Raw genomic sequence first — 7,872 nt, 5'->3', positions numbered from 1 at the left:
GTCCCGATGCTCGCGACGCGGAAGGTTCCGTGGCTGTCGGCATAGACGGGCGTGCCGTCCGCGGCTCTCTCGCCGGTGGCGTGGACGATGACGACCTCGGGCGGGGCGTGGCGACCGGGAGTGCGGGGCAGGGTGACCGCGAAACGCGGCGGCGGGCCGGACGGCTTCCCGCCGGCGGGAGGTGCAGGTGATTGCGTGGGCATGGCGGGGTCCGGGGGCGGCGGCTCACAAGTTGGGGAGCCGTTGCGGTGCGAGGGTTTTGATCATGGTGTTGGTCCAGCGCATCTGCCGCAGGGTCTGCGGGTGGCAGGCAGTGGCGAGGTTGAGAAGGCGGCTGTCGCGAGCGAGTCGGTTCAGTCACTGACCACCGAGAACACCACACTCAAACACCGCGTCCGGCAACTCAGCCGGGAGCACCGCACGCTTCAGGAACGTCTCGAAGGCGCCCAATCCAACGTCCGCTTCGCCGAGAAGCGCATCGCCGACCTTGAGGCCGAACTCATCGAGCGTCCGAGAATCTGGGTATTCCAAAGCTGCCGGGAATCGACCGCACTGGCGGCAGCTGCACGCACGCTGGCCCTGCTATGCGCATGTGAACGAGCTTGAGGCCGACGGCGACGGCAACTCTTCACCGAGTCGGGCCAGCGGGACAATTGATGTGCGACAGGCATGGTGCGTGCTGATCTTCGTCGTGGACGGGGGTGGAATCATGGGCACGTCAATTGGTGCGCCCGGCCGGGGCCCGGTCATGGAACGGTTGGCCCCGCAGGATCTCATGTTGCTGTGGTCGGACGATTTCGGCTGGCCCGAGGTCATCGGTGCGCTCGCCATCCTCGACGGCGCCAGGCTCCTCGATTCAGACGGTCGCTTCCGGGCCGAGGCAGTGCGAGAGGTGTTGGGAAGCCGCCTGTCTCAGGTCCCTCGCTTCCGTCAGCTTCTCCACGCACCCCGGCGCGGGCTCGGCCGGCCGCTGTGGGTCGACGCCCCGGCCTTCGATCTCACCGAGCACGTCCGGGTCCTCCCCTTCGCCGCTCCTCCGGATGAAGCGGGTCTTCTTCGGGCTGTCGAGCACGTGCGGGCGCTCCCCCTGGACAGGTCGCGGCCGCTGTGGGAGATGTGGTTCCTGCCCGGCCTGACCGGCGACCGGGTAGCCGTGTTCTTCAAGGTGCACCACACGATTGCCGACGGCGCGGCGGGCGTGGCTCTGCTCGGCGCGTTCCTCGATCCGAGCGCCGATGCGCCGACGACGCCCGCCCGGCTCTGGACCCCGGCGCCGGTGCCCTCCAACCGCGACCTGTTCGAGGACAACCTCCGTGGGCGTGTCCAAGCGACGGAAGGCACGCTGTCGAAGCTTCGCCGACCCGCCACCACGCTGCACCAAGCCCGGGACAAGTGGCCCGCGGTGCACGAGAACTACTTCAAAGGGCGAGCGCCGCAGATGAGCTTCAACATCCCCGTTGGCCCGCACCGCAGGCTCGCGCTCGTCCGCAGCCGTCTCGACGCCGTCAAGCAGATCGCTCACAGCCACGAGGTGAAGCTGAACGACGTCCTGATGGCGGCCACCGCCGGCGGCCTTCGAGAACTCCTGCGCAGTCGCGGGGAGCGCGTCGAGGGCTTGGTCTTGCGGGCCTTCGTGCCCGTCTCGCTGCACCAGGAGGAATCCGGCAGGGCACGCGGCAACCGGTCCGGGATGATGTTTGTTCCGCTCCCGATCGGTGAGCCCGATCCGGTTCGCCGACTGCGGCTGATCGCCGCTGCGAGCGCCCGGCAGAAGCAGTACGTCGTCGGCCCGGCCGAAGGAATCCTCGGCCGCAACCGCGTCGTCCAGCGGGCCATGATGCGCGGCCTCGGCCATCAGCGCTGGGCGAACCTCTACGTCGGGAACATCTTCGGCCCCCCGATCCCGCTCTACCTGGCCGGAGCGCGGATCACCGAGATCTTCCCAGTGGTGCCGATCACCGGGAACTTCACCCTCGCGATCGCCGCGCTCTCCTACGCCGAGCAGTTCAACATCGGCGTCGTCGTCGATGCGAACGCTTGTCCCGACATTGAGGTCCTCGCCGACGGCGTACGGAACCACATGCAAGCGTTCGGGCCCTCCCGGCCACATGCCGAAGCGGGGTAACGGCAGAGGCGCCGCGTGCCTGGTGATCGAGTCACCGTTCCGAGAACGCATCCGACCAATCAGCCCGGGCAGGCTGTTCGGCCGCCGCCCTGATCGCTCGGAGCGTCCCGCGCAGAACGACGCCGACGCCTGCGGAGACGAGCGTCCAGTAGCGGCCGAAGCGGGCGGTGGATTCCGGATCGGTGCAGGCGGTGCGCGCCTCGTAGGTGAGCAGGGAGCGCCGGGTGCCGTACGGATGGACCACGAAGGCGGCCGCCATCTTCGCCCAGCCGGCCTCGTCGAACGACGCGAACTCCTCCGGTTCGACCCGCCGCCACTCGATCGAGGCCTGCCACGGCTTGCCGACCGCCCCGAAGACGAGCTCCCGCCCCGGACTCTCGCCCAGGGCCACCCAGGGCTGGTCCTCCCACGCATTCCCGGCACGGTCGAACAGGTCGGCCACGCGCATCGACGGCGGGGTCGGGATGGGCCGGCCGCGCAGTCGGTCCGGCAGCCCGCGCGCCCACATGGCCACGGTGAGGAGCGGGGAGTCGAGGGTAAGCAGGTCCAGCCTGCGCGCCGCCTCGTACGCCACGGGGGGTGCCGCGGCGAGGGCCACGTATTCGAGGCGGGAGAATCCGAACCCGGGCAGCGCACGGTCCAGCAGCAGCGCGCCGCCGGCGGGACTGAAGGTGGAGTCGGCGTTCATCACGGCCTCCCCGGATGCCCGGTAACGGCCCGCCGGAGCCGCGCGCGCAGGTTGTGGAACTGGCGGGTCTGCATGACGAAGTGGGCGGGTTCCCAGAACAGCAGGTCGATCGGTCCCGTGAGCACGCGCGGGCGGCCACGGCCGTGCGTGCGGACGACCAAGCGGGTGTTCGCGCCGGCCGGTTCGAGGTGGAAGCCCCAGACCGAGCTGACGAACGCCCGCGGCGTGCGTCCGTTGCTCGGATCAAACGGGCGGCCCGACGGCACACTCGTATCGTCCCGCAGCACCAGGGTCCGTTCCGGCACGAGCACCGCGACGGTGAACCAGGCGCGACCACTGGGCACCGATGTAAGCCGTTGCCCCACCGCCAGGCTCTGCCACTCGGGGACGATGCGATCCGCGCTCGGCCGTCCACCGTTGTCCAGCCGGTCCCAGCTGTACCAGCCACCGCGGTCGCAGCCCATCTGCACCAGCCACGGCCACACCTTCGACGGCGGCGCGGGCAGGGTCGCGGCCATCGTCGAGCCGCTGTCAGCACCGGGAATGAGCTCATCCCCCCGATAGGACCGCGCAGCCTCCTCGCTCGTCGCGCCCCAGGTCAGCATCCTCGGCCGCAGGAACAGACCGTGCAGGACCAAGGCCCCCGCGGCGGAAGCGACGGCGGCCGGCCCGACCGTGGCTCGGTGTTCGCGCACACTTCGACAGTTACTCAACCGACTCGGTGGCGCCATCGGACTGCTGCGCTGCAGCGGAGGTGACTTCGAGGGCAAGCATCACCACAGCGCCGCAACCATCGTGAAGATTCAACTGACCGGCAGCCACACACCGGCGGCAAGCACCGCGACCAGGCGCCGTCCACCTCGAACAGGCCGAACGGCTCAGTCAGCCTCCGCTCTGAGGGGAACGTTCGGAAGGCCTGCCAGCTCCTCCTTCCAGTGTCGCCTTGATGGTGGCGATGTCGCGTTCGAGTTCTGGGCGCATGCGGCGGCATAGCAGCGGCGTCGCGAGCGCGAGCAGCCCGCGGAGCTTGATCTCCATCCTGAGAACGAGGTGGGCACCGGCAGGACCCCCTAGCACACGCCCTCGCCAACCCGACCGCATCAATTTCGACCCGCCGAACATCTCCCCGATGCCCGGGTGCTCGAGGCGCACGCACTCGCTCATCACGGGAGGACCGGAGACGAACTCCATCCGATACCGAGCTCCGACGCCGAACGGTCCATCCGTGACCTTCTCGACGCCCTTCATCCTGACATTCCACTGGGGCTCGTTCATCGGGTCACTGCAGTAATCGAAGACATCCTCGAGTGACCTCGCGACGTCGGCCTCCACCTCAATCACCGCGACGCGTCTGGAGTCAGGGATAACGAACCTCTCCATGCCCCATACTCCCACCCCTCATCACACTTCTCGTCGGCACGGCCGCCAGCGGCGCGGCGGCGAAGTCGGGGAGTCTCCGCCAAGTGCGACGCCTCCAGGGAGATCAATCCTGCCGTCTGTGCTGCCGCCTCCGACCTCCTGACCTCCACCACCGGTTCTCGCTGCTCGGCACGTCACGGACACTTACGCCACGCAAATGTCCAGCTCAGGGATGATCCGGATACATTGCCACTCGGAGAAGTGACCGAGGCCCACCGCGGGTGGCGGTACCTGCTCCGCCATCACGGCACTCCGGCGCCGGGCCCCGGCGCAGACTCGGCCTGATGGTGCCGCCGTCGGCCCGCGAGTGGGCGCTCGTGCCCTCGTGGGCGTGGCACCGCACCGGGGTGGGCAGCAAGAGGACGGAAACGATCTTGCGGGCGGTGCGGCTCGCGCCCCGGTTGGAGGAGGCGTCCGCCATGGCCGGGCCGGAGGCGGCCGCCCGGCTCACCATCGTGCCCGGCATCGGGCCATGGACCGCAGACGAGACCCTGCAGCGATCCAACGGCGACCCGGACGCCGTTTCCGTCGGCGACCTGCCGCTGCCGAACACCGTCGGCTGGGCCCTGGCCGGCCGGGTGCGCAGCACCGACGCCGAAATGCTCGAACTCCTCTTCCCTGTCAAGTCAGCGTGTCGGGGATGAAGTCTTGTTGATGTCGGAGACACCAGGCTTGAAGAGCGTAGAGAATGACGGTGACGGGACCCCGAGGATCGGTCCAGGTGCTGTGAGAGCCGATTAGTGGTACAGATCGCAGGATAGGCCCATGGGAGCCTGACCCGGTTTCCCGGACACGGTTGGTGTGGTGATCATGACCGGGGACCTCCTGGGTGTTCGGTAGGGACTGCCGGACCTGGTCGGTCGGCTCGTCGTGGCGGGTGCCAGTGACGCGGACGACGGCGTTGCCGCGCTTGGGGTCGGTGTCGACGATGCGGTGGGCCTGTGTGCGCATCCGCTGACCTGACCTGCCGGTAGGGGCCTTGGAAGGCCCCTACCGGCAGGTGGCTCCGAACAGGACGGGGACTGTTGTTGGGCTCACGCTTGTGGCCGGGCGCGAACGGTTTCATGGTCCGGGCTGGTCGCCATGGTCGCCGACGGTGCGGTGCGGGGCCAGGTCCACGCGAACCGCACGATGAGGGCGAGAAGGATCAATTCCAGTACGACGCCAAGGCCGTAGAAATACAGCCAGGACGCGCCCACCACGTTGAATGCCGTGACGGGGACGTAGAGCGAAGCCACGATGAGATTCGCGATGCGGTTCACCCTGGCGGGCAGCGTCATCGACAGCACCACCATGAGGATCGGGACGGCCACGAGTGTCAGCGCCGTGGTCGAAAAGGTCTGGGAGAGGTCGAACTTGAAGACCCTGCCGTCGAGGATGTCTTCGACGACGCCGGGCGTGAAGAAGTTGAGAATGTCCACGTAGGCGTAGAGGAACATGAAGCTTGTCCACGTTGCGGCGAGCTTGGCTCTCACCGGGATCCGCTGGTCTTCCAGTGTGGCGGTGGCGGGTTGACGCGTTCTCATCATGGACTCCGTTGTTGTTGGTGAGGATCGGTAGGTCCACGATCGCTGAGCCCGGCGGCGGGCGCCTCGGCCCGGAGGCTGGGGTTCGCCTGGCCGATGGAGTGGTCTGTCTCTCGTTCTTTCGGCGGGTACGCTGAGGCGCGCCGATCCCTAGGCTGGAGCCGTGGTCACTTTCCGGCGCTCCATCTGGCATGAGCCGCGGCCTGCTGACGCCCCACCCATCGGTCGGCTCGACTGGCTGCTGGTGGGCATGCTCGCGGCCGCCGCCTTGGTCGAGGGCATCACTCGGCCGGGCTTGGCCTGGCGGCCCCTTGTGACGGTGCTCGCCCTGGCGCTGATGCCTGCCCTGCTCTGGCGGCGGGGCCGCCCCCTGATGGCCGCCCTGGTCGGGTGGGGGGCCGCCGGGCTGCTCTCGGTCCTCCAGCTGACTGCGCACGCCGGGGACCTCAGCCTCTACTCCATGATGGCCGTCCTGATCCTGCTCTACTCCCTGGTGCGGTGGGGCTCGGGACGGGAGATCGTCCTGGGGACGGCGTTCGTGACAGTCGTCGTCGCGCTGGGGATGTACGCCTCCTCCGCGGGCTGGGCCGACGTTTTCGGCGGGAGCGTCCTCTTGCTGCTGTTCGTCGCCCTCGCGGCGGTGTTCCGCTACCGCGCGGACCTCTGGCATCGCCAACAGCGCGAGATCCGCAATCAGGAGCGGGTGGCGCTGGCGCGAGAGCTGCACGACACCGTGGCCCACCACGTCTCGGCCATCGCGGTGCAGGCGCAGGCCGGTGGCGTGGTCGCCGGCATCCAGCCTGAGAAGGCTGCCGAGGTCCTGGCCGCGATCGAGTCTGAAGCGTCGCGAACCCTGGCGGAGATGAGATCCATGGTGCGGGTGCTGCGTGAGGAGGAAGCCGTCGCCTACTCACCGCAGCTGGGTGTCGCGGACCTGCCTGCTCTGGCGCGCGCCGACGCGACACCCACCATCGAGGTCTCGCTGGACGGTTCGTTAACCCGGCTGGCACGACCCGTGGACGCCGCGCTCTACCGGCTCGCGCAGGAGTCGCTGACCAACGCCGTACGGCACGCCCGGAGCGCGACCCGCGTCGCGATCGACGTACGCCGGGAGGGCGACGCCGTCAGGCTGCGTGTCAGCGACGATGGACAGACCAAGCCGGGGCCAGCCCCGGAGCCTGGGTTCGGCCTGCTGGGCATGGCCGAACGCGCCCAGCTCCTCGGCGGATCGCTCTCCGCGGGGCCGGGGCCCGAGGGTGGCTGGGTGGTCGAGGCCGTGCTGCCGGTGGAGGCGTTGGCATGAGCATCCGCGTTGTCGTAGCCGACGACCAGGACTTGGTCCGGACCGGGCTGGTGATGATCCTCGGCGCGCAACCCGACCTCGAGGTCGTGGGGGAGGCAGCAGACGGGCTCGCAGCGCTCGACCTGGCGACCCGGCTGCGTCCCGATGTCCTCCTCGTCGACATCCGGATGCCCGGGCTCGACGGCGTCGAGGTGACGCGGCGCCTGGCCGGGCCAGACGTGACGGACCCGATGGCGGTCGTCGTGATCACCACCTTCGACCTCGATGAGTACGTCCTCGGCGCCCTACGCGCAGGCGCCCGCGGCTTCCTGCTCAAAGACGCCGGGCCGGAGCTCCTCGTGCAGGCCATCCACGCGGCGGCCAACGGGGACGCGCTGATCGCTCCCAACGTCACCCGCCGGCTGCTGGCGACCTTCGCCGACCAGGCGCCGGTGGTACCGGTCCAGCCGAGCGACCCGCTCACCGAGCGCGAGGAGGAGGTGCTCGCGCTCGTGGCACGGGGCCGGACCAACGCCGAGGTCGCCACCGAGCTCTTCGTCGGCCTGAGTACGGTCAAGACCCACGTCGCATCGTTGATGACTAAGCTCGGCGCACGCAACCGCGTCGAAATCGCGATGTGGGCACACGACACCGGACGCGTGAGAGCCAATTAGCCTAGGGGAAGCTCTCCACCAACGATGCTGCCTCGCCCGACATATCCGGTTCAAGTCAGGCGCGCCAGGCCGCGTGAACGCCGCGAACGACTGGAACTTCCCCGGCCATATCCGCGTCGACGGCGACGTCCTCGACCACTCCCACTGCCCCCATGCCA

The 7,872-nt window shown here is 69.1% G+C and carries 9 protein-coding genes and 1 pseudogene; 5 read left to right on the top strand and 5 right to left on the bottom strand.

The genetic code is table 11. The features are described from left to right. The coding region (locus tag ABWK59_RS35470; RefSeq protein ID WP_354644782.1) for a DUF6296 family protein at positions 1–203 on the bottom strand (203 nt) is incomplete at its 3' end. Positions 204–303: 100 nt separating this feature from the next. Between ABWK59_RS35470 and ABWK59_RS35465 the strand changes: the two genes are divergently transcribed. After that, positions 304–606 (top strand): hypothetical protein, encoded by a 303-nt coding sequence (locus tag ABWK59_RS35465; RefSeq protein ID WP_354644781.1) that lies wholly within the window; start codon positions 304–306, stop codon positions 604–606. A 70-nt stretch (positions 607–676) separates the two neighbouring features. Further along, positions 677–2,125: a wax ester/triacylglycerol synthase family O-acyltransferase gene (locus tag ABWK59_RS35460; protein ID WP_354644780.1), complete on the top strand. Its 1,449-nt coding sequence runs from the start codon at positions 677–679 to the stop codon at positions 2,123–2,125. 31 nt (positions 2,126–2,156) lie between these two features. Here the strand turns inward: ABWK59_RS35460 and ABWK59_RS35455 are convergent, their stop codons facing one another. The 3 genes from ABWK59_RS35455 to ABWK59_RS35445 all read right to left on the bottom strand — a co-directional run bounded on the left by ABWK59_RS35455 (position 2,157) and on the right by ABWK59_RS35445 (position 4,193). Continuing rightward, the gene (locus ABWK59_RS35455; protein WP_354644779.1) at positions 2,157–2,813 is read right to left on the bottom strand and encodes a hypothetical protein; all 657 of its coding nucleotides are present in this window, start codon (positions 2,811–2,813) and stop codon (positions 2,157–2,159) included. After that, entirely contained in the window at positions 2,813–3,508 is a 696-nt protein-coding gene (locus tag ABWK59_RS35450; RefSeq protein WP_354644777.1) for a hypothetical protein, read from the bottom strand. Before ABWK59_RS35450 ends, ABWK59_RS35455 begins: the two co-directional genes overlap by 1 nt. Before the next feature lie 187 nt (positions 3,509–3,695). Then, positions 3,696–4,193 carry an SRPBCC family protein gene (locus ABWK59_RS35445; protein WP_354644776.1) on the bottom strand — a complete coding sequence of 166 codons (498 nt, stop codon included), beginning with the start codon at positions 4,191–4,193 and terminating at the stop codon, positions 3,696–3,698. Between the two features lie 246 nt (positions 4,194–4,439). Here ABWK59_RS35445 and ABWK59_RS35440 point away from each other — a divergent pair. Then, positions 4,440–4,852 (top strand): annotated as a pseudogene (locus tag ABWK59_RS35440) (DNA-3-methyladenine glycosylase family protein); the annotation flags it as partial. Positions 4,853–5,266: 414 nt separating this feature from the next. On the opposite strand, the gene ABWK59_RS35435 reads toward ABWK59_RS35440, so the two are convergent. Continuing rightward, complete coding sequence (locus ABWK59_RS35435; protein ID WP_354644775.1) at positions 5,267–5,758, bottom strand: DUF6326 family protein; 492 nt, start codon at positions 5,756–5,758, stop codon at positions 5,267–5,269. Positions 5,759–5,921: 163 nt separating this feature from the next. On the opposite strand from ABWK59_RS35435, the gene ABWK59_RS35430 reads away from it, so the two are divergent. Beyond that, entirely contained in the window at positions 5,922–7,061 is a 1,140-nt protein-coding gene (locus ABWK59_RS35430; RefSeq protein ID WP_354644774.1) for a sensor histidine kinase, read from the top strand. Further along, positions 7,058–7,714 (top strand): response regulator transcription factor, encoded by a 657-nt coding sequence (locus tag ABWK59_RS35425; RefSeq protein WP_354644773.1) that lies wholly within the window; start codon positions 7,058–7,060, stop codon positions 7,712–7,714. The genes ABWK59_RS35430 and ABWK59_RS35425 overlap by 4 nt, the downstream gene beginning before the upstream one ends. The last annotated feature ends 158 nt before the right edge of the window (positions 7,715–7,872 follow it).

Origin of the sequence: Kitasatospora sp. HUAS MG31 (genome assembly GCF_040571325.1) — a bacterium.
GTDB lineage: Bacteria > Actinomycetota > Actinomycetes > Streptomycetales > Streptomycetaceae > Kitasatospora > Kitasatospora camelliae.
This window is presented reverse-complemented; position numbering and strand designations above follow the sequence as displayed.